This window comes from Dyella telluris (assembly GCF_014297575.1).
Taxonomy (GTDB): domain Bacteria; phylum Pseudomonadota; class Gammaproteobacteria; order Xanthomonadales; family Rhodanobacteraceae; genus Dyella; species Dyella telluris.
In genome coordinates, this window is sequence record NZ_CP060412.1 from 1,075,160 (window position 1) to 1,096,106 (window position 20,947).

Consider the following 20,947-nt stretch of genomic DNA (forward strand, 5'->3'; position numbering starts at 1 on the left):
GTCCGTGACACGGCCGTATCCACACTGTAGAACGGTCGTTGCTACCCTCTAGTTTACGCTGCCGGATGCCCTTGGCCCCGCCTTGCCCTGAACCATGAAGCTGATTGCCTTAGGGCTCAACCACCTCACCGCGCCGGTCAACCTGCGCGAACAAGTGGCATTCGATGCGGAGTCCATGGGGCCGGCGCTGCAGGCTCTTGCCCGCGAGCCTGGCGTGGAAGAGGCCATGATCCTCTCCACCTGCAACCGTACCGAACTTTACGTGAGCGTCTCGGCAGGAGCCGAAGGCGTTCCGCAGGCATGGCTGAGCCGACACCATCATCTGACTGCGACCCGGCTGGACGAGTTCCTTTACCGGCATGACGAAGATGCGGCCGTGCGTCACATGTTCCGCGTCGCCACGGGCCTGGATTCGATGGTGCTGGGCGAACCGCAGATCCTTGGCCAGGTGAAGGACGCCTACCAGCAGGCACGCGACGCCCAGGCGCTGCGCGCGCCCATGGAACGCCTGTTGCAACACACCTTCGCCGTGGCCAAGCGCGTGCGTACCGATACCCGCATCGGCGCGCACACCGTGTCGGTGGCCTTTACCGCCGTGCGCCTGGCCGAACAGGTGTTCGCCGACCTGCGCCAGGCCTGTGTGCTGCTGATCGGTGCCGGCGACACCATCGAACTGGCCGCGCGCCACCTGGTCGACAAGCAGGTGCGCCGGCTGATCGTGGCCAACCGCACGCTGGAGAATGCGCAGGACCTGGCCAGCCGTTGTGGCGGCTATGCCATCTCGCTCAACGACCTGCCGCAGCACCTGGCCGAGGCGGATATCGTCATCAGCTCCACCGCGGCACGCCAGCCCATCGTTACGCGGTCGATGGTCGAGAAGGCCATCGCGACACGCCGCCGCAAGCCGATGTTCATGGTGGACATTGCCGTGCCGCGCGACATCGAGCCGTCGGTGGGTGAACTTGACGACGTGTTCCTCTATGGCATCGACGACCTGCGCCAGGTCATCGACGACAACCGCCGCTCCCGCGAAGCGGCCGCACGCGAAGCGGACGCCATCATCGACCTGCAGGTCGAGCGTTACATGGCCTGGCGCCGCGCGCTGTCGGTGCGCAACCCGGCCGTCGACCTGCGCCAGCATGCGGAAATCTACCGCGACGAAGTGCTGGAAAAAGCCCGCGCCATGCTCGCGCGCGGCAAGTCGCCGGACGAGGCGCTGGCCTTCCTGGCCAACACCCTCACCAACAAACTGCTGCATCACCCCAGCGCGCGCCTGCGCGAAGCGGCGATGAGCGGCGACATGGATCTGCTGCACGCCGCAGGCCGCCTGTACGGCCTGGAGGAAAAGCCAGAAGTGAGTGAAGAGTAGTGAGGAGTTAGAGAAAGCCTCGCCAGGCTCGCCGCTCTATCTCACTACTCACTCTTCTTCACTCACTTCTCGACATGACGCCTTCCATACGCCGCAAGCTCGAATCCCTCGCCGAACGCCACGAAGAAATCGGTCTGCTGCTGGCCCAGCCGGATGTGCTTTCCGATACCAACCGCTTCCGTGAACTGTCGCGCGAGTACGCGCAGCTCGAGCCCGTGACGAACGCCTTGCGCGAACACGACCAGGCCGAGCGCGAGCTGACCGATACGCGCGCCATGCTGGACGATCCCGACCTGCGCGACATGGCCCAGGACGACATCGGCCGCCTTGAACAGCGCCTGGTGGAACTCGATGGCGAGCTGCAGATCCTGCTGCTGCCGAAGGACCCGCGCGACGAGGCCAACCTGTTCCTCGAAGTGCGCGCCGGCACCGGCGGCGACGAGGCAGCGATCTTCGCAGGCGACCTGTTCCGCATGTACACGCGCTACGCCGAGCGCCGTCGCTGGCACGTCGAACTTCTGAGCGAGAATCCCGGCGAACACGGCGGCTACAAGGAAGTGGTCGCGCGCATCGAGGGCAAGGGCGCGTATTCGCGGCTGAAGTTCGAATCGGGCACGCACCGCGTGCAGCGCGTGCCGGAAACCGAATCGCAGGGGCGCATCCACACCTCGGCCGCCACCGTGGCGATCCTTCCCGAAATGGATGAGATCGACGACATCGAGATCAGTCCCGCCGACATCCGGACCGATACGTTCCGCGCTTCGGGCGCGGGTGGTCAGCACGTCAACAAGACCGACTCGGCCATCCGCATCACTCACCTGCCCACCGGCATCGTGGTGGAGTGCCAGGACGAGCGCAGCCAGCACAAGAATCGCGCCCGCGCGATGAGCCTGCTGAAGGCGAGGCTGCTGGACGACGAACGCAGCAAGCAGGCTGCCGCGCAGGCGGAATCGCGCCGGCTGCAGGTGGGTTCGGGCGACCGCAGCCAGCGCATCCGCACCTACAATTTCCCGCAGGGTCGCATCACCGACCACCGCGTGAACCTCACGCTGTACCGCCTCCCGGAAGTGCTGCAGGGCGACCTGGATGAGCTGGTGGATACCCTCACCCGCGAAAACCAGGCCGATGAGCTGAAGGCGCTCACCGCCGGCTGAAGCCCGCCGGCCACCCGCGATGCCCGCGGCGGATTGGCAGCTGCGGCCGCCCTGCGTTAATTTGGCGGGATGACTGACCTCTTTACCCCCTCTTCCCAGGTACTCGCGCAGCAGATCGTCGAGAAGCTCGAGCGCGGTGCCTATCAGGACGCCGAACAGGCGGCTGCCGAAGCACGCGGCCACTATCCCGACCATGCCGAGCTGGCCCGCCTGCACGGCATTGCTCTGCTGCAACTGCAACGTCCCGACGATGCGGCCACGGCGCTCGAGGAAGCCTTCCGGCTGGCCCCGCAAAGCGTCGAGGTGCAGTGCAACCTCGGCAGCGCCTGGCTTGCCTGTGGCAAGGCCGACGACGCCATCGAGCATCTGCGCGCCGCGCTGCGCCAGTCGCCCGGCCACCCGGCCGTCCTGCTGACGCTGGGCAATGCGCTGATGGCGGCCGCCCGCTTCCAGCACGCCCGCGAGTCCTATGCCATGGCCACCCATGGCGCCCCGGCCCATCCTGGCCTGCGCCTCAACCTGGCCGCGGCCGAATTCGAACTGGGCAATGTCGACCAGGCGACCGTACATACCGACGAAGCCCTCAACCTGCATCCGCGCTTCGATGCCGCGTACGCCTTGCGCGGGCGTATCCAGCAGACGCAGGGCAACGCGGCCGAAGCCAGCAAGTCCTGGCAGCTGGCCGAAAGCCTGGAGCCGCGCAATCCGCAGTATCCGTTCGCGGTCGGCCAGGCGCTGGAGGACGACGGCCAGCTCGCCGCTGCCGCCGAGGCCTATGAGCGCTCGCTACGACTCAATCCCGACGACGGTCGCGCACTCAGCCAGCTGCTGTTCCTGCGCCGCCGCCTGGTCGACTGGCATGACCTGGACGAACTGAGCCAGCGCGCGCAGGCCGCCGTGGCCTCAGGCGCGGGCACGATCAGCCCGTTCACCATGCTCGCCGAAGATATCGACCCGGCGCTGCAGCTGCGCTGCGCCCAGGACTACGCCGCGGCGGTCGAAAAGCAGATGGCGCCACTGCGCAAGCAGCTGGCATTCGCCCATGCCAAACCTGCGCCGGACAACCCCATCCGCATCGGCTTTGTCGCCGACGGCTTCAACGACCACGCCACCGGCCTGCTGGTCGTGGCGATGTTCGAGGCGCTGGCCGGCTACGACGACCTGGACCTGCACCTGTTCGCCACCACCCGGGACGATGGCGGCCCCATCCGCCGTCGCCTCGCGGCGGCCACCACCATGCACGACGTCTCTGCGCTCAACCACGGGCAGGTGGCCCAGCGCATCCACGACACGGGCGTCGAGATCCTGGTGGATCTCAACGGCTATTCCGGTCGCGACAATGCCGACCTGTTCGCGCTGCGGCCCGCCCCCGTGCAGGTGAACTGGCTGGCCTACGCCGGCAGCATGGGCGCGCCGTGGATGGATTACCTGGTGGCCGACAAGGTCATCGTGCCCGACGACCTTCGCGAGACCGTCAGCGAAAAGCTGGTGCGCCTGCCGCGCTGTTACCAGCCCAACGACAACACGCGCGAGGTGGCGCAGCCGCCGTCGCGGGCCGAATGCGGCCTGCCCGAGCAGGGCACGGTGTTCGCCTGCTTCAACAACAGCTACAAGATCAACCCGGCCGCCTTCGCGCGGCTGATGCTGGTGCTGCAACAGGTGCCGGACAGCGTGCTGTGGCTGCTCAGCGGCAAGGACGGCGCGGACGATCGCCTGCGTGCCGCGGCCAAGGCGGCCGGCATCGCGCCGGAGCGCCTGGTGTTCCTGCCGCGCCTGCCGCACGCCGACTACCTGTCGCGCTACGTCAACGCCGACCTGTTCCTGGACACGCTGCCGTACAACGCGCACACCACCGCGTCGGACGCCTTGTGGGCCGGTTGCCCCGTGCTCACCTGCACCGGCCGCACCTTCGCCGGACGCGTCGCCACCAGCCTGCTGCAGCAGCTGGGCCTGCCCGAGCTGGCATGCGAAGACGAAGAAGCCTTCATCGCCATGGCCACGCAGCTGGGCAATGATCGCGACGCGCTTCGCCTGCTGCGCCAGCACCTGTCGCAGCAGCGCACGCAGGGCTCGCTGTTCGACATGCAGGGCTTTGCCGGCGATTTCCGCCGCACCGTGCAGGCGATGAGCGCGCGTTACCGTATCGGCCGAAAGCCCGTCGACCTGGATATGTAAAGTCGCCAACGAGGCGTGGGAAGCGCGCCGTGAACACCGGCCTGCCCGGCCAGGGTGACGCCTGTTCTTCACCCGCTTCCCACGGTTCGTCGCTTACTTCTACAACCTGCGAAGGAGAGGCTCGCCATGGCCAAGAAAAAGAAGAATCGCAGCTACCGACACGAGATGGCGGAACTGCAGCTTCAACTGGCCGGCCTGCACCGCTGGCTGCAACGCAGCGGGCACCGGCTGGTAGTGGTGTTCGAGGGGCGCGATGCCGCCGGCAAGGGCGGCACCATCAAGGCCATCACCGAGTCGATGGACACGCGCGGCTACCGTATCGCCGCCCTGGGCAAGCCCAGCGAAACCGAATCCTCGCAGTGGTATTTCCAGCGCTACGTGGAGCATCTCCCCAGCGCCGGTGAAATCGTGCTGTTCGACCGCAGCTGGTACAACCGCGCGGTGATCGAGCCGGCGATGGGCTTCTGCAGCAAGGTGCAGTACAAGGCCTTCATGGCGGCCGTACCGGCCTTCGAGAAGCTGATCACCGACGACGGCATCATCCTGCTCAAATACTGGCTGGCCGTCGACCAGGACGTACAGGAAGAGCGTTTCGCCGACCGCGCCAAGGATCCGCTCAAGCGCTGGAAGCTTTCGCCCAACGACCTGGCCTCACGCGAGAAGTACGAGGAAATCGGCCACCTGCGCGACCTGATGATCGAGCGCACGCACCGGCCGTGCGCACCGTGGTTCGTGGTGGATTACAACGACCAGAAGCAAGGTCGCATCAACCTGATCCGCCACCTGCTCGAACAGGTGCCGCGCCACGACGAAACCATTCCCGAACCCAAGCTGCCCAAGCTCAAGGGCAAGCCCAAGTCCGAGCATGTCACGCGCAAGGCGGAATGGGTGCCCAACAGCTGGGACGACTGACCGCGCCCGACGCATTGCCCTGCAGCCGCGCGTCCCGCGCGGTTGCCATCGCGTCATCCGAAGCCACCCTTACCCCGCCGCCGCCTGCCGCAGGGCCTGCAGATCCAGCTTGGTCATGCCCATGATGGCGGCGTGCACGCGGGCAACACTGGCCGCATCGTCGCTGGTGAGCATCGCGATCATCTCCTCCGGCACCACCTGCCAGGAGAGCCCGAAGCGATCCTTGAGCCAGCCGCACTGACCACTCTGCACGGCGGCACCTTCAAGCAGACGCTCCCAGTAGTCGTCGATCTCTTCCTGCGAACGGCAGCGCACCACCAGTGACACGGCCTCGGTGAAGGTGAACACGGGGCCGCCGTTCAAGGCGGTGATCCGCTCGCCATCGAGTTCGAAATCCACCGTCATCACCGACCCTTCGGCGCGCCCCGACGCGGCGGCACTCGCGGAGGCGTAACGCGTGGTGGCGAGCATGCGCGACCGGGGAAAGACCGACACATAGAACCGGGCGGCCTCTTCGGCCTGGTGATCGAACCACAGAAACGGGGTGATGCGCTGGAATCGCGTGGTCATGCGTCGTGTCTCCCTGCGTATGAGCGAATGGGGCCCTTGCCCCCTCACCCTGCCGACGAACATGGCCGGCCTGTATCGACACGGCGGTGTACGCCCCTGCCCGTGCCGCCCCGGTCGATGCGAGGTGAAGGCCGCCCCCGCTCAAGCTTGGCGCGGGCGGGGCCGATAAGGGGAGAGCGTGAATTCCAGAGGCGCGGGAGGGCGTTATGCCGGTCAGGGACCGGGTTGCCGATTTGATCAAACGAGAGCGAGCGGCGGAGATCGTGGTACCGTTCGTACTGGTTGTCGTCGTGATGATCGGGCTGTGCGCTGCCAGCCTGGACATTCTTTCGGCGGCACGCGCCTTCGTGGGTGGCGAAAGCCGCTGGTCGAAGGCGCAGAAGATCGCGGTTTCCAGCCTGCAGCACTACCTGGCCACGGACGCCGAGCCGGACTACCAGCGTTTCCTCGACGCCATTGCCGTACCCCTGGGGGACCACCGCGCACGCCTGGAGCTCGATCGCCCCAGGCCCGACATGGCGGTGGTCACCGCCGGGTTTCTCCGCGGCGGCATCGACCGCGCCGACATCCCGGGCATGGCACGCCTCTACCGCTATTTCCACGGCGTGGGCAGCATCCGCCGCGCCGTGAACGTGTGGGTCAAGGCGGACCAATCCATCGATGAACTGGTGGCGCTGGCAGGCGACGCGCACGAACGCATCAGCCATGGCGACCACCCCGCCGACTGGACCGAATCGACCAGTTCGCGCCTGCGCGACATCGACGAACGCCTGACGCCACTGGAGTACGACTTCTCGGATGCACTCGGCGGCGCAGCGCGCGAAACCGCCAACCTGCTGCGCGTCTGGCTATGTTTGGTAGCGGCCTCCATGGTGCTGATCGCCGCACGACGCGCACGGCGCCTGCTGGACGATCGCGCACGCGTGGCCCGCGACCTGCGCGCCAGCGAAGACCGCTTCCAGCTGGCCGTGGCGGGCAGCAATGACGGTCTTTGGGACTGGGACCGCACGACCGGCCATATCTACCTGTCGCCCCGTCTGCGCGAGATGCTCGGGTTCGACCGCATGAAGGGCGAGCCGAACAGATCGGTATTCCTGTGCCTGCATCCAGACGACCGTCGCCCGGTGATGCGTGCCGTGACCGCTCACGCGTGGAGCAACACGCCGCTGGACGTGGAATTTCGGGTGCCCCAGCCCGTGGGCGGACCACGCTGGTTCCATGCGCGCGGCGCATCGTCGCGCGATGATGCGGGTACCTCGCGGCGCATGGCCGGGTCGGTCACCGAGATCACTGAGCGACGCCGCGCCGACGCCATGCTGTTCGCGGCGAAGGAGCGCGCCGAGGTCACCCTGCAATCCATCGGCGATGCCGTGATTACCACGGACGCGCGCGGCTGTATCGACTACCTCAATCCCAGCGCTGAACGCCTCACGCAGTGGACCACCGAACGGGCACGCGGCAAGCCCGTCAGCGCGATCTGCCAGTTCAGGGCGGAGAGCAGCGGCGCCAGCATCGACGACCCGGTGATGCAGGTGCTCGGCGGACAGGCGGCATGGAGCCAGGAAGACAAGCTGGTGCTGGCCCATGCCGAGGGCCGGGCCACCGCCATCGACCTGACCGCCACCCCCATCCGCGACCGCGCCGGCAACATGGATGGCGTGGTGCTGGTGATGCGCGACGTCAGCAGCGATCGCGAACACGCCGCGCAACTGAGCTACCAGGCCAGCCACGACGTGCTGACCGGGCTGATCAATCGGCGCGAATTCGAACGAAGGCTTGCCCGCGCGGTCAGCTCCGCGGAAAGCAGCGGCCATCCGTTCACCGTGCTCTACCTGGATCTTGATCAATTCAAGGTGGTCAACGACACGTGCAGCCATGCGGCCGGCGACGAACTGCTGCGCCAGATCGGCAGCCTGTTCCTCAGCCACGTGCGCCCCATCGACGCGGTGGCCCGCCTCGGCGGCGACGAGTTCGTGGTGCTGCTGGAAAACTGCACACCCGACGCCGCGCTGTCGATTGCTGAAGGCCTGCGCACCGCCATCGGCGACCTGCACTTCGCGTTTGGCGAACGCAGCTTCAGCATCAGCGTCAGCATCGGACTCATCAGCCTGAGCGGCGAGCAGCGACTGGCTCGCCAGGACATCCTTGGTGCAGCGGATGCGGCCTGCCATCTGGCGAAAGAGAAGGGCCGCAACCGCGTGCAGCCCTATCACCTCGACGACGAAGAAGTGGCCGTGCGACAGACCGAGATGTGCTGGGTCAGCCGCATCCAGGCCGCACTCGCCGATAACCGGCTGCGCCTGTACTCGCAGGACATCGTGGACCTGCGCAATCCCATGGAGCATCCCCACGTCGAACTGCTGGTGCGCATGGTGGGCGAGGATGGTGAGATGCTGCCGCCCCGCGCCTTCATCCCTGCTGCCGAACGTTACGGCCTGATGCCGTCGATCGACCGCTGGGTGGTGCAGACCGCTTTCGCCGCGCTGCGCGATGCGCTGGACCGCGGGGTGGCCGACGTGCCGTCGCTGTGCACAATCAACCTGTCAGGCACCTCGCTCAGCGAGGACGGCCTTTCCGTGTTCCTGCGCCAGCAGTTCGACGCCTTCCATATCGCGCCTTCGTCAATCTGCTTCGAGATCACCGAAACAGCCGCCATCTCGAGCCTGTCCCGCGCCACCACCTTCATCCACGAAATGCGCGCGATCGGCTGTCGGTTCTCGCTGGACGACTTTGGCGCCGGCATGTCTTCCTTCACTTATCTCAAGCACCTGCCCGTCGATTTCGTGAAGATCGAAGGCAGCTTCGTGAAGGACATGATCGAGGACCCGATCGACTTGGCCATGGTCGAGGCGATCAACAACATCGGCCATGTCACCGGCAAGCAGACCATTGCCGAATGCGTGAGCTCACCGGAGCTGCTGGCCGCCGTGCACCGGCTGGGCATCGATTACGCGCAGGGTTTCGTATTGTCCGTCCCGCACCCCTTCCTGCAGGCGCACGAACCGATGCGGGCTGCTCCTGTGGCGGAGCACTCGGCCGCCTGAGCGGTCAGTGGGTGCGGAAACCGTCGAGGTCGGGAGCGTCGCAGTCCTCGCGCAACACCTGTTCGACGTGGGCGCCCGACGGCCCGCGCCTCAACCAGCGTTCCAGTGCGTCGATGGAGGCCGGCGAGCCCTCGGCCACCACTTCGACGCGACCATCCGGCAGGTTCTTCGCATAGCCGGACAAGCCGAGCGCCATGGCCTGCTCGCGGGTGCTGGCGCGATAGAACACGCCCTGCACCCGACCACTGACGAAGAAGCGCGCGGCGGCCATGCTCACTTGCCCAGGCCGATGGCCTGCCCCAGCGAAGTTTCATTGACGGTGCCGACGAAGCGCTTGGCAACCTTGCCATCCGGGCCGATCAGCCACGTGGTGGGAAGGCCGCGCGGCTCGTCGAAATCCTTCAACGGCTTGTCCATGGTCACCTGCGCCACCGGATAGCTCACCGGGTGCTTGAGCAGGAAAGCCTTGATGTCCTCGGCGTCGCTGTCGTCATAGGCCAGGCCGATGGCGCTTACCTTGTCCTTGTGCGCGGTGACGAATTTGGAGATGTCCGGCATCTCCTTGATGCACGGCACGCACCAGGTGGCCCAGTAATTGACGATCACCCACTTGCCGCGCTGCGAGGCCAGGTCATACGACTTGCCGTCCAGCGTGGTCAGCTTGATCGACGGCTGCTCGGGCATGGCGGCCTGCGCCGCGCCGGCCATCGCCAGTGCGAGACCCACGGCAGCGAGCGGTTTCCACAACGTCATGGTGATGTTTCCTTGGTGGGGATCGATGCCGACACACCCGGCGGCCAGGCAACGTCCAGTGTCTTGTGCAGCGTATTGCCGAGCGACTGCGCGGCACCTTCCAGCAGCGCGATCAGCGGGGCCGGCAGGCGCAGCGCGTGCGCGCTGGCTTCTGCCGCCGGGTGCAACGGCACCCGGTAACTGCAGTGAGCATATACGCGCATCAGGTCGGTGCTGTCGAGACTGCGGTTCAGCATCCAGCCGCTGCCCACTTCGCCCTGGATCAGCCCTGCGCGCAGGAGATCACCGAAATAATCCACGATGGAGGCGCGGTGCAGACGCGGCTCCAGCGCGCGCACGCTGTCGGGCGTGATGCAGCTCCCTTGCCGCTGAGCGTCGATGAAGTGGCCCAACACCACCAGCAACCCCAGTAGCGCGGCATCTTCCGGCAGGTAATCGGAGGGCGGCAGGTAGTCGAACGCCGAGACGGAAGCCGCCACCGACGCGCACAAAATCACGATGACCCACGAAAGGTAGACCCACAGCAGGAAGATCGGCAGCGCGGCAATCGCCGCCCCGTAGATCGCCTGGTAGGTATGCGCGTGATGGATGAAACGCGCGAAGCCCCAGCGGGCGACCTCGAACAGCACCGCCCCCATCAGCGCGCCGATGGCCGCATGCTTCCAGTTCACCCGGCGATTGGGCACCACCATGTAGATCAGCATGAGGGTGACAAAGGTGACGACGAACGGCAGCGTGCCAACCACGCGCTCCTTCAGGTTGAGCGTGCTCGCTGCATCGTTGAGAAACGGCAGGGCCGTCGCGAACGAAGCCACCGCGATGCCGCCAACCACCAGCACCGGCCCCAGCGTGAGCGCGGCCCAGTACAGCAACAGGCGCGAAATCCAGCCACGCTGGCGCTGTACGCGCCAGATGCGGTTCATCCGGTCCTCGATGCTCACCATCATCGACAGCGCGCTGAAGAACATCACCAGCACGCTGATGCCGGTGAGCTTGCTGGCGTTGGTGGCGAAGCCGTCCAGGTAGTCCTGCACGCGCTCGCCAGCGGCGGGCACGAAATTCTTGAACATGAAATCGATCAGCATGCCGCGTGCGTCGGCAAACGCCGGAAACGCCGCGAAGATCGCCAGCGATGCCACGATCAGCGGCACCAGCGATACCAGTGTGGTGTAGGACAACGCACCGGCCGTCTCGAAGCACTTGTCGTCGATGAACCGCTGCCACACGAAGCGGCGGAAGCTCTGCAGGCGGTCGCGGTCGAAACGCAGGGCCATGGCCATGGTGACTCCTTTCCACGTCGTACGCCCAGCGTGCCGTCACACCCCATGCGGGATGCGTGAACATGGCGGCAACAGGGGCTCGGTCGCCCGCTACACTAACTGATCACACGCCACTGCCCCAACCATGAGCCACGACATCCTGGTCCTCTACTACAGCCGCTCCGGCCACACCGCCCAGCTCGCCCGACTGATTGCGCGCGGCGTGGAGGAGGTTCCCGGCATGCGTGCACGCCTGCGCCAGGTACCGCCTGTGGCACCCGTCACCGAAGTGGCCCAGCCACCGGAGCCCGATGCCGGCGCGCCCTATGTAACGCGAGAGGACCTGGCCGAATGCGCCGGCCTGGCGCTCGGCAGCCCGACCCGCTTCGGCAACATGGCGGCACCGCTGAAGTATTTCCTCGACTCCACCGGCGCCGAGTGGGCCAGCGGCGTATTGGCCGGCAAGCCGGCCGCCGTGTTCACTGCCACCAGCACCATGCACGGCGGCCAGGAATCGACCCTGCTCACCATGGCGCTGCCCCTGCTTCATCACGGCATGCTTCTGGTGGGCCTGCCCTATACCGAACCCGCGCTCACGGCCACGCTGAGCGGCGGCACGCCCTACGGCGCCAGCCACGTGGCCGGCCCCAAGGGCGACAACGCCATCAGCGAACACGAGCGCGAACTGGCCCGCGCCCTGGGCCGCCGCCTCGCCGACGTGGCACGCCGACTGGCCAGCCACGCATGAGCACGCCCGTTACCGCCAACTACCGCGTGGGACTGGCCGCATGGGCCGCGCTCACGCTGCTGCAGCTTGCATGGCATGGCTGGCTGTTTCCCACGCAGGTCATGCCGACCTGGGTGGCTTTGCTGATCACCGTGCTGCCGTTGTTGTTGCCGCTGTTTGCCATCCGCGACGTGCGACGCGCGCTGCTGTGGGTGGGCATCCTCAGCCTGTTCTATTTCTGCCACGGCGTCAGCGAGGCATGGAGCGCGCAGGGCGAGCGCTGGCTGGCGTGGCTGGAAATCCTGTTCACGCTGAGCCTGATTACCGTGCTTGGCGCGGGCGTGAAACGTCGCCGCGCGGTGTAGCCCCCGCCTCCCCTGTAGGAGCGCACTTGTGCGCGACAACGGCACGTCGAGGTAACACTGGATGGCTGCGGTCGCGCACAAGTGCGCTCCTACAAAAGATCACAAGCAGCCGGTGCATGACAAACCAACGGAGCGGTCACGACGGAACGCCACCGTCGCGCGCAGGGCACGCTCCCACCGTGATCAGAAGCAGCCGGCCAGCCTGCGCACGCCTTCATCAATCTCTGCCAGGCTCGCACCGCCATAACCCAGGATCAGGCCGCCCCGTCCTGGCGGACCGATGTAGCACGGCGTCAACGGCCGCACGGATACACCCACGGCAGCGGCCCGGCGCGATACGTCCACGTCATCGACACCTTGCGGCAGAAACCCGGCCAGCTGCATGCCGGCCTCGGTGCCGATCACTTCCAGCCGACCACCCATGTAACGACTGATCGCCTCGAGCACGGCAACGCGCCGCTCCATGTACAGCGTGCGCATGCTGCGGATATGCCGGGCGAAATGGCCTTCGCGGATGAATTCGGTCATCACCGACTGGTAAAGCATCGACGAAAACGTATCGATGGCGTCGCGCCCTGCGTGGAAATCCGCCACCAGGTCCTTCGGTACCACCAGATAGCCCAGGCGCAGCGCGGGAAACATCACCTTGCTGAAGGTGCCCAGGTAGATCACGCGCTCGTGCGTGTCGGTGCCCTGCAGCGACGACAGCGGCCGGCTGCCGAAGCGGTATTCGCTGTCGTAGTCGTCTTCGATGATCCAGGCATCGTTGCCTGCGGCCCAGCGCAGCAACTGCATGCGCCGCGGCGCGCTCATCGCCATGCCCAGCGGGAACTGGTGCGAGGGTGAGATGTACACCGCGCGCGCGTCTGCAGCCACGCGTGCGCCATGCGCCACGTCGATGCCTTCCCCGTCCACCGGCACGGGCACCAGTTCCGCGCCGGCGGTGCGCAGCGCCTGGTGGGCGCCGGGATAGCCGGGATCTTCCATCCACACACGCTCGCCCTGATCGAGCAGCACGTGCGCGCAGATCTGCAATCCCTGCTGGGACCCGGTGGTGATCAGGATCTGTGAGGCGTCACAGCGCACCGCGCGGGCCACGCCCAGGTATTCGGCAATGGCCTCACGCAGCGGCAGATGCCCCATGGGATCGCCATAGCCCATGGCCTCCGGCGACAGGTGGCGCGCATGACGGCTCACCAGCTTGGACCACAGCACGGACGGAAACGCCTCCAGCGCCGGCACGCCCACGCGGAACGCGCCCATGTTGGCCAGCCACGTAGGCTCGGGCGAACGCAGCAGGGCCGCACGACGCGAGGTGCGACGCGAGCCGCCGGGCGCAGGCACCGGCGCCAGCGGTACCTGCTTCTTCCGCTCCACGATCATGTCGGCGGGGATGGCCCGCGCCACGCAGGTGCCTGCGCCGGTGAAGGTCTCCAGGAAGCCTTCCGACTGCAGCTGCTCATATGCACCCAGCACGGGAATGCGCGAGATGCCCAGCTCGGTGGCCAGGCTGCGGGTGGACGGCACACGCTGCCCCGGCCGCAACTGGCCGCTGCTGATGGCGCGTCGGAACCAGTCCGACAGCTGCTGGTACATGGGCGTGTCGCTGCCCGTGTCCATGGCGACGGGCGGCAGGAATCCGGCGGCGATGCGCTGCATGGCACGATCTCAAAGTGGATATACCAAGACACTTCAAAGTGGCTATTCCAGCCAACCACTTGCGGGCTTAGCTTGCGCTCGTCCGAACGAGCCCGCAACCATGAAGTGCACACCGCCCTCATCGCCGCTTGCCCCGCGCCTGTTCGTGCTCTGGCTGGCGTTCCTGCTGTGTCTGCCGGGCGCCTGCCAGCGCACCTATGCGCAGGACGTCGCCGCCACGGCGGCGCCGCAGTCGCGAGAGGACGCCTGGTGGACCGGCCCGATGATGGCCAATTCCGCGGAGACCCTGCCGCCAGGCCACATCCTGCTCGAGCCCTACCTCTACGACGTCACGAGCAAGGGCTCGGACAGTTTCGGTTCGCGTACCTACATGAACTACGGCGTGGCCAACAACTTCACCATGGGCATCATCCCGGTGTTCGGCTACAACCGCGTCAGCGGTGGCCCGAACAGCAGCGGCGTGCAGGTGGGCGACATCACCGTGCAGGCGCAATACCGCCTGCGGCAATTCCACGAAGGCAGCTGGCTGCCCAGCGTGGCTATCCAGCTGCAGCAAAGCTTCCCCAGCGGCAAGTACGACCAGCTCGGCAACCGCCCCGCCGACGGACTGGGCACCGGCGCGTACACCACCACCATCGGCATCAACACGCAGACTTACCTGTGGATGCCGAACGGCCGCATCCTGCGTGTGCGCTTCAACGTGTCCGCATCATTCTCGTCGCGAACCGAGGTGGAAGGCGTAAGCGTCTACGGCACGGACGCAAACTTTCGCGGTCATGCCCGCCCCGGTGACAACGTGTTTGCCAATGCGTCGCTGGAGTACAGCCTGACGCGCCGCTGGGTACTGGCGCTGGATCTGCTCTACAACCACAACAGCAGCACGCACGTCAGTGGGCAGGAATATGCGAATGGCGATCCGTTCCCGCCTGACGCGACGCTCGGCGCCAAATCAAACCGTTACATTGGCTTCGCGCCCGCCGTGGAATACAACTGGTCGCCGAACATCGGCCTGCTGGTCGGCGTGCGCATCATCCCGTCGGGCAATCGCACGTCGTCGTCCATCACGCCCGCCATCGCACTCAACTACGTGCACTGAGGAAGTGACGCCATGAAACGCTTCTCCGTGATTGCGATCTCTGCCTTGCTCACCGTCACCGCCGTGTCGTTCGCCGCGCCGACGCATCCGCTGCCAAGCACGGTGGGGCTGGCCATTGCCGACAAGAATCGCCCCGCCGAAGATCGCGCGCTCGACGACGAACGCCACCCCGCCGCCGTGCTCGGCTTTACCGGCATCAAGCGCGGCGACATCGTGGTCGACTTGATGCCCGGCAAGGGCTACTACACCCGCCTGTTCAGCCACATGGTCGGCCCCACCGGCAAGGTCATCGCGCTGCAGCCGACGGAAATGGACACGAAGGCGCCCAAGGGTTTGATCAGCGTGCGGGGTTTCGCCGGCAAGGAGCCCTATGCCAATGTTTCCGTCATCGTCGAGCCCGTCACCGATCTGAAGCTGCCCGAGCCGGTGGACGTGATCTGGACATCGCAGAACTACCACGACCTGCATGATCCCTTCATGGGCTCGCCGGACATGGCCAAGCTCGACAAGCAACTGTTCGACGCACTCAAGCCGGGCGGCACATTGATCGTGCTGGACCACGCGGCCGCTGCCGGTACGGGTATTTCAAAGACCGACGACCTGCATCGCATCGATCCTGCCGCCGTCAAAAGCGAGCTGACCGCGGCGGGCTTCCAGTTCGACAGCGAGAGCGATGCGATGCGCAATCCCGCCGACGATCACACCAAGGGCATCTACGACGCATCCATCAAGGGCCACACGGACCGCTTCATCTACAAGTTCCACAAACCCTGATCACGTTGTCCGGCGCACCTCGCCGTCCCCTCGCTGCGCGCCTTCGGCCTTGATGAAGTCGACGAAGGCGCGCAGCGGCGCCGGCATGTGGGCGCGGCTGGGGTAATACAGCAAGGGGCCGCTGAAGCGCTGGCACCACTCCTCCAGCACGGGCTCCAAAGCCCCGTTGGCGAGCTGCGGCTGCAGCAGCTCCTCGAAGGTGTGGATGATGCCCAGCCCCGCCACGGCCGCTTCCACTTCCATCTCGGTCGTGGAGGCCAGCAAAGGACCATCGGGCCGGATGCGCACGATCTTGCCGCGACGCTCGAACTCCCACACGGCAACCACGCCGCTGGGAAAGCGATGCCGGATGCACGCGTGATCCACCAGTTCCTGCGGCCGCGATGGCCTGCCATGCGCCGCGAGATACGCCGGTGCTGCCGCCGCCACGAAACGCTGCAGGCGTGGCCCGATGGGCATGGCGATCATGTCGCGCTCCACCCGCTCTTCGTAGCGGATGCCGGCATCGCAGCCGGCTGCCAGCACGTCCACGAAGGCATCGTCGGTGATCACGTCCAGCGTGATACCCGGATGTGCGCGCAGAAAACGCGTGGCGATGGACGGAAGAATGTGCCGCGCGACGATGGATGGCACGTTGAGCCGCAGCGTACCGGTGGGACTTTCGCGATAGGCGTTGATGCTGTCGAGCGCACTCCCGATCTCGCCGACCAGCGGCCCCAGCCGCTCGAGCAGCCGCTGCCCAGCCTCAGTCGGCGTGACGCTGCGCGTGGTGCGGTTGAGCAGGCGCACACCGAGGCGTGCTTCCAGGCGACGCAGAGCCGCGCTGAGCGCCGAGGCAGAAACGCCGCCCTGCACAGCGGCCCCCCGGAAGCCACGGGCGCGCGCTACCGCCAGGAATGCCTCGACATCGGAAAGACCGAGCTCTTCCATTGTGCTGATTCCTGCACGGGCTGTACGGATAGGATCGGATTATCGTACACCCCGCGCCACGCCATACTTCCGTTCATCGCGTCCCCACCCACGTCTGGAGAGAGTCACCATGCAGCACCTTCCACTTGGCGCCACCGGTCCCCGCGTTTCCGCCCTTGGCCTGGGCTGCATGGGCATGTCGGGTATGTACGGCCCCTCCGATCGCGCGGAAAGCATCGCCACCATCCACGCGGCGCTGGATGCCGGCATCGACCTGCTCGACACCGGCGATTTCTACGGCATGGGCCACAACGAAATGCTCATCGGCGAAGCACTGAAAAACGTGCCGCGCGACAAGGCGCTGATCAGCGTGAAGTTCGGCGCCCTGCGCGGCCCGGCGGGTGACTGGGTCGGCTACGACGCCCGCCCCGCCGCGGTGAAGAACTTCGTCTCCTACACGTTGCAGCGTCTTGGCGTGGATTACATCGATGTGTATCGCCCGGCGCGCCTGGACCCCAACGTGCCCATCGAAGACACCATCGGCGCCATCGCCGACCTGGTGAAGGCCGGTTACGTTCGCCATATCGGGCTGTCCGAAGTGGGTTCGGAAACCATTCGCCGCGCGGCCGCCGTACATCCCATCGTGGACCTGCAGATCGAGTACTCGCTGATCTCGCGCAGCATCGAGGACAGCATCCTGCCGACCTGCCGCGAACTGGGCATCGGCATCACCGCGTATGGCGTGCTGTCGCGTGGCCTGATCAGCGGCCACTGGGACAAGAACAACGCAGGCGCTGGCGATTTCCGCGCGCACAGTCCGCGCTTCCAGGCCGGCAACATCGATCACAACCTTGCACTGGTCGACGCGCTCCGCACGATTGCGGCGCAGAAGCAGGTTTCCGTGGCGCAACTGGCCATCGCCTGGGTCGCCGCGCAGGGCAAGGACATCGTGCCGCTGATTGGCGCCCGCCGTCGCGATCGCCTGCAGGAAGCGCTGGGCTCGCTCGACGTGGTGTTGACGGCAGGCGACCTCGCCACCATCGAAGCCGCCGTGCCGAAAAACGCTGCCGCCGGTGAGCGCTACGCCGCCGCGCAGATGGCGCACCTGGACAGCGAACGCGCGCATTGATCGCCAAGGTGGCCGCATCGATCACCGTCGATGCGGCCACCCCATGATCGGGACGGGGCAGGCCTATACTCGACGGCACCGATCCGACGAGAGCCGATCATGGGATTCCTGCAAGATCCGCCGCAGCTCGCTCATCCGTATCGTGAAGACCCGCTGCTGCGCGCCATGCTTCGTCGCGCACTGCCGCCGGCACGGCTTTCCGTTATCGAACCCGACCTGGAAGCATTGGGCGACTATGCACGGATGGCGTGGGCACGCGCCTGTTGCAGCACGCGCCGCAAACCCGTGCTCACGCAGTGGGATGCGTGGGGCCATCGCGTCGACCGCATCGAACTTACCCAGGCGTGGCAGGAAGGCCCGCACGTCACCACGAAACACGCCGTGCTGGCGGCAGGCCATGAAGCGCATGAGCATGCGCGACTGGAAGCATTCGCACGCGTGTACCTCTATCACGTGGCCAGCGAGTTCTACACTTGCCCGCTCGCCATGACCGACGGCGCCGCGACCGCACTGAAGGCATCCGGCAACACGGCACTTATCGAACGCGCGCTGCCGCACTTGCTGAGCCGCGATGCGTCGACGTTCTGGCTGAGCGGGCAGTGGATGACCGAAACTCCCGGCGGTTCCGATGTCGGCAACACGGAAACCATCGCGCGGCAGGATGCCTCCGGCCAGTGGCGCCTGTACGGCCGCAAGTGGTTCAGTTCCGCCGTGGTCGGCGAGATGGCGCTCGGCCTGGCGCGCCCCGAGGGTGCCGGCACCGGCCCGGGCGCACTGGCACTGTTCTATGTCGAGACGATGGATGGCGAGCGACGCAAGCCGGAGCTGATCATCGATCGCCTCAAGGACAAGCTCGGCACGCACGAATTGCCCACCGCGGAAATCCATCTGGACGGCCTGCCCGCCTGGCCGCTCGGGGAGCTGTCCAACGGCGTGCGCCAGGTGGCGCCGATGCTCAACATCACGCGCACGTGGAACGCCGTATGCGCCACCGCCAGCATGGCGCGCGCGTTGCACCTTGCGCGCGACTACGCGACGCGCCGCGAAGCCTTCGGCAAGCGGCTGATCGACCAGCCGCTGCACGCGCAGACGCTGGCCGACATGCAGGCCGGTTTCGAGGGCGCGTTCGCGCTCACCTTCGAAGTGGCGCATCTGCTCGGGCGGGTGGAACACGGCACGGCTCGGCCACACGAAGCCGCCCTGCTGCGGCTGCTCACGCCGCTGGCCAAGCTGTGGACCGGCAAGATGGCGGTGAAGTTGTGCTCGGAGGCGCTGGAGTGCTTCGGCGGCGCGGGCTACATCGAAGATACCGGCCTGCCCCAGCTTTTGCGCGACGCGCAGGTGTATTCGATCTGGGAGGGCACCACCAACGTGCTGTCGCTGGACAGCCTGCGCGCCCTGGCCGGCGAGAACATCGGCGCATTGCGCACCGCCATCGAAGGCTGGCTGGCCGACAGCATCGACGCGCAGGCGCGGCAGGCGATCCACCAGGCCCTGGATGCCGCCACCGCCAGCCTGCAGGCCAAGGCCATCCAGCGCGACGCACTGGAGGCCGCCGCCCGCGGCATCGCCATCACCCTGGCCCGCTGCACCGCCGCCGCCCTGCTCGCCCGCCACGACACCTGGTCGGCGCCCCATGGCCACGCGCGTACCGGCGCCGCACTACGGCGCTTCGTGGCGCACGGGCTGTCGCGGCTGTCTGCGGCCGATGCCACGGATACGGCCCTGTTGCTAGGCCCCCACTGAGCCCTCAGCACAGCCCCTTCCTCACCGTCATTCCCGCTTTCGCGGGAATGACGGTGAGGGGTAGCAGGATTCCGCCTCGGGGTGCCCCAAAGCAGGCGACCGGCTAAAATGCCCTCCTTCCCCTCCCTGGCGACCCACGACCATGCAGCATCTGACCATCGTCACCACCGGCGGCACCATCGACAAGATCTACTTCGACGACAAGTCGGATTACAAGATCGGCTCGCCGCAGATCGGCGACATCCTCAGCCAGCTTGGCGTGGCCTTCCAGTTCGACGTGATCCCGATCCTGCGCAAGGACAGCCTGCACATGGGCGATGAGGACCGCGCACTGGTGCGCTCCACCATCGAGGCGCAGCCGCATCGCCACGTGCTGGTGACCCACGGCACCGACACCATGGTGGAAACCGCCCGCGAACTGGCCCACATCAAGGGCAAGGTGATCGTGCTGACCGGCGCGCTGAACCCGGCTCGCTTCCAGGGTTCGGACGCCGTGTTCAACATCGGCTGCGCCGTGGCCGCCGTGCAGACCCTGCCGGACGGTGTCTACATCACCATGAACGGCCGTGTGTGGGATCCCGCCAAGGTGCGCAAGAACCGCGACGCCAACCGCTTCGAAGAGAGCAACGGCTGAGGCCACGCTCTTCCTGCGGTAAACCACCCGCTATCCCAAGGCCCGGCCGCCAGCGACCGGGCCTCGTCTCTTTGGTGCCCGTGACTTTGCGGCCGACCTGATCTACCGTATCAACTACGATCCACTGAGTCGCCGTAAGATCATGTCCTTCATCAGCACAGGCGTCGAATACGGCCTGCATTGCCTGCTCTACCTGTCCGGATCGTCTGCCGGCGTTCGCGAAGCGAGCGTGCGCGACCTGGCTGAGATGCAGGGTGTTTCCGTCGATTACGCCGCCAAGCTCTTCACCCGCCTGGCCAAGGCCGGCATCGTGGAATCCACCGAGGGCGTGCGTGGCGGATTCAAGCTCGCACGTCCGCCAGAAAAGATCACGGTGCAGGACGTGGTTGAGGCCATCGACGGCGACAAGGGGCTTTTCGACTGTCGCGAAGTGCGCGGCCAGTGCGCGCTGTTCGGTGAGCAGCCGCCGGCCTGGGCCACGCGTGGCACCTGCTCGATCCATGCCGTGATGCAGGCCGCCGAGCGCGCCATGCGCGCGGAACTGGAAAAGCACTCGCTGGCCGACCTTGCCACGCGCACCCATGCGAAGGCGCCCACCAGTTACGGCGAGCAGGTCATCCACTGGTTCAACGACCGCGCCGCCAATCGCCGCAGCGATCGACAGGCCTGAAG

At 66.5% G+C, this 20,947-nt stretch carries 19 protein-coding genes; 13 read left to right on the forward strand and 6 right to left on the reverse strand.

The genetic code is table 11. The features are described 5' to 3' along the window. Positions 1-94: 94 nt before the first annotated feature. The 4 genes from hemA to ppk2 all read left to right on the forward strand — a co-directional run bounded on the left by hemA (position 95) and on the right by ppk2 (position 5,610). Complete coding sequence (hemA, locus tag H8F01_RS05025) at positions 95-1,369, forward strand: glutamyl-tRNA reductase (protein WP_187057937.1); 1,275 nt, start codon at positions 95-97, stop codon at positions 1,367-1,369. Between the two features lie 74 nt (positions 1,370-1,443). Then, positions 1,444-2,523 (forward strand): peptide chain release factor 1, encoded by a 1,080-nt coding sequence (prfA, locus tag H8F01_RS05030; protein ID WP_187057938.1) that lies wholly within the window; start codon positions 1,444-1,446, stop codon positions 2,521-2,523. A 69-nt stretch (positions 2,524-2,592) separates the two neighbouring features. Then, positions 2,593-4,698: an O-linked N-acetylglucosamine transferase, SPINDLY family protein gene (locus tag H8F01_RS05035; RefSeq protein ID WP_187057939.1), complete on the forward strand. Its 2,106-nt coding sequence runs from the start codon at positions 2,593-2,595 to the stop codon at positions 4,696-4,698. 126 nt (positions 4,699-4,824) lie between these two features. Then, positions 4,825-5,610, forward strand: a complete 786-nt coding sequence (ppk2, locus tag H8F01_RS05040) for a polyphosphate kinase 2 (RefSeq protein WP_187057940.1) — start codon at positions 4,825-4,827, stop codon at positions 5,608-5,610. Between the two features lie 69 nt (positions 5,611-5,679). On the opposite strand, the gene H8F01_RS05045 is transcribed toward ppk2, so the two are convergent. Continuing rightward, complete coding sequence (locus tag H8F01_RS05045; RefSeq protein ID WP_187057941.1) at positions 5,680-6,180, reverse strand: VOC family protein; 501 nt, start codon at positions 6,178-6,180, stop codon at positions 5,680-5,682. A gap of 233 nt (positions 6,181-6,413) precedes the next feature. On the opposite strand from H8F01_RS05045, the gene H8F01_RS05050 reads away from it, so the two are divergent. Then, complete coding sequence (locus H8F01_RS05050; protein WP_187057942.1) at positions 6,414-9,224, forward strand: EAL domain-containing protein; 2,811 nt, start codon at positions 6,414-6,416, stop codon at positions 9,222-9,224. A 4-nt stretch (positions 9,225-9,228) separates the two neighbouring features. On the opposite strand, the gene H8F01_RS05055 is transcribed toward H8F01_RS05050, so the two are convergent. The 3 genes from H8F01_RS05055 to H8F01_RS05065 are packed head-to-tail and all read right to left on the reverse strand — an operon-like array spanning position 9,229 to position 11,251. After that, on the reverse strand, positions 9,229-9,495 hold the full coding sequence (locus tag H8F01_RS05055; RefSeq protein ID WP_187057943.1) for an acylphosphatase: 267 nt from the start codon (positions 9,493-9,495) through the stop codon (positions 9,229-9,231). Positions 9,496-9,497: 2 nt separating this feature from the next. Continuing rightward, positions 9,498-9,977, reverse strand: a complete 480-nt coding sequence (locus tag H8F01_RS05060) for a TlpA family protein disulfide reductase (RefSeq protein ID WP_187057944.1) — start codon at positions 9,975-9,977, stop codon at positions 9,498-9,500. Then, positions 9,974-11,251, reverse strand: a complete 1,278-nt coding sequence (locus H8F01_RS05065; protein WP_187059161.1) for a YihY family inner membrane protein — start codon at positions 11,249-11,251, stop codon at positions 9,974-9,976. The genes H8F01_RS05060 and H8F01_RS05065 overlap by 4 nt, the downstream gene beginning before the upstream one ends. A 130-nt stretch (positions 11,252-11,381) precedes the next feature. Between H8F01_RS05065 and wrbA the strand changes: the two genes are divergently transcribed. Both wrbA and H8F01_RS05075 read left to right on the forward strand, forming a co-directional pair. Continuing rightward, the gene (wrbA, locus tag H8F01_RS05070) at positions 11,382-11,984 is read left to right on the forward strand and encodes an NAD(P)H:quinone oxidoreductase (RefSeq protein WP_187057945.1); all 603 of its coding nucleotides are present in this window, start codon (positions 11,382-11,384) and stop codon (positions 11,982-11,984) included. Beyond that, on the forward strand, positions 11,981-12,328 hold the full coding sequence (locus tag H8F01_RS05075; protein WP_187057946.1) for a DUF2069 domain-containing protein: 348 nt from the start codon (positions 11,981-11,983) through the stop codon (positions 12,326-12,328). Before wrbA ends, H8F01_RS05075 begins: the two co-directional genes overlap by 4 nt. 183 nt (positions 12,329-12,511) lie before the next feature. Here the strand turns inward: H8F01_RS05075 and pdxR are convergent, their stop codons facing one another. Beyond that, complete coding sequence (pdxR, locus tag H8F01_RS05080; RefSeq protein ID WP_187057947.1) at positions 12,512-13,987, reverse strand: MocR-like pyridoxine biosynthesis transcription factor PdxR; 1,476 nt, start codon at positions 13,985-13,987, stop codon at positions 12,512-12,514. 100 nt (positions 13,988-14,087) lie between these two features. Here pdxR and H8F01_RS05085 point away from each other — a divergent pair, with 100 nt between their 5' ends. After that, entirely contained in the window at positions 14,088-15,083 is a 996-nt protein-coding gene (locus H8F01_RS05085) for a transporter family protein (protein WP_187057948.1), read from the forward strand. 12 nt (positions 15,084-15,095) lie between these two features. Further along, positions 15,096-15,857: a class I SAM-dependent methyltransferase gene (locus tag H8F01_RS05090; RefSeq protein WP_187057949.1), complete on the forward strand. Its 762-nt coding sequence runs from the start codon at positions 15,096-15,098 to the stop codon at positions 15,855-15,857. Here H8F01_RS05090 and H8F01_RS05095 read toward each other — a convergent pair whose 3' ends face one another. Beyond that, positions 15,858-16,787, reverse strand: a complete 930-nt coding sequence (locus H8F01_RS05095; protein WP_187057950.1) for a LysR family transcriptional regulator — start codon at positions 16,785-16,787, stop codon at positions 15,858-15,860. A 109-nt stretch (positions 16,788-16,896) separates the two neighbouring features. On the opposite strand from H8F01_RS05095, the gene H8F01_RS05100 reads away from it, so the two are divergent. From H8F01_RS05100 to H8F01_RS05115, 4 genes are all read left to right on the forward strand, one after another. Beyond that, positions 16,897-17,895 carry an aldo/keto reductase gene (locus H8F01_RS05100; RefSeq protein ID WP_187057951.1) on the forward strand — a complete coding sequence of 333 codons (999 nt, stop codon included), beginning with the start codon at positions 16,897-16,899 and terminating at the stop codon, positions 17,893-17,895. Between the two features lie 99 nt (positions 17,896-17,994). Continuing rightward, a complete protein-coding gene (locus H8F01_RS05105) occupies positions 17,995-19,641 on the forward strand; it encodes an acyl-CoA dehydrogenase family protein (RefSeq protein ID WP_187057952.1) in 1,647 nt (548 codons plus the stop codon). A 142-nt stretch (positions 19,642-19,783) separates the two neighbouring features. Then, entirely contained in the window at positions 19,784-20,275 is a 492-nt protein-coding gene (locus H8F01_RS05110; RefSeq protein ID WP_187057953.1) for an asparaginase domain-containing protein, read from the forward strand. A gap of 142 nt (positions 20,276-20,417) precedes the next feature. Next, complete coding sequence (locus H8F01_RS05115; protein ID WP_187057954.1) at positions 20,418-20,945, forward strand: RrF2 family transcriptional regulator; 528 nt, start codon at positions 20,418-20,420, stop codon at positions 20,943-20,945. The last annotated feature ends 2 nt before the right edge of the window (positions 20,946-20,947 follow it).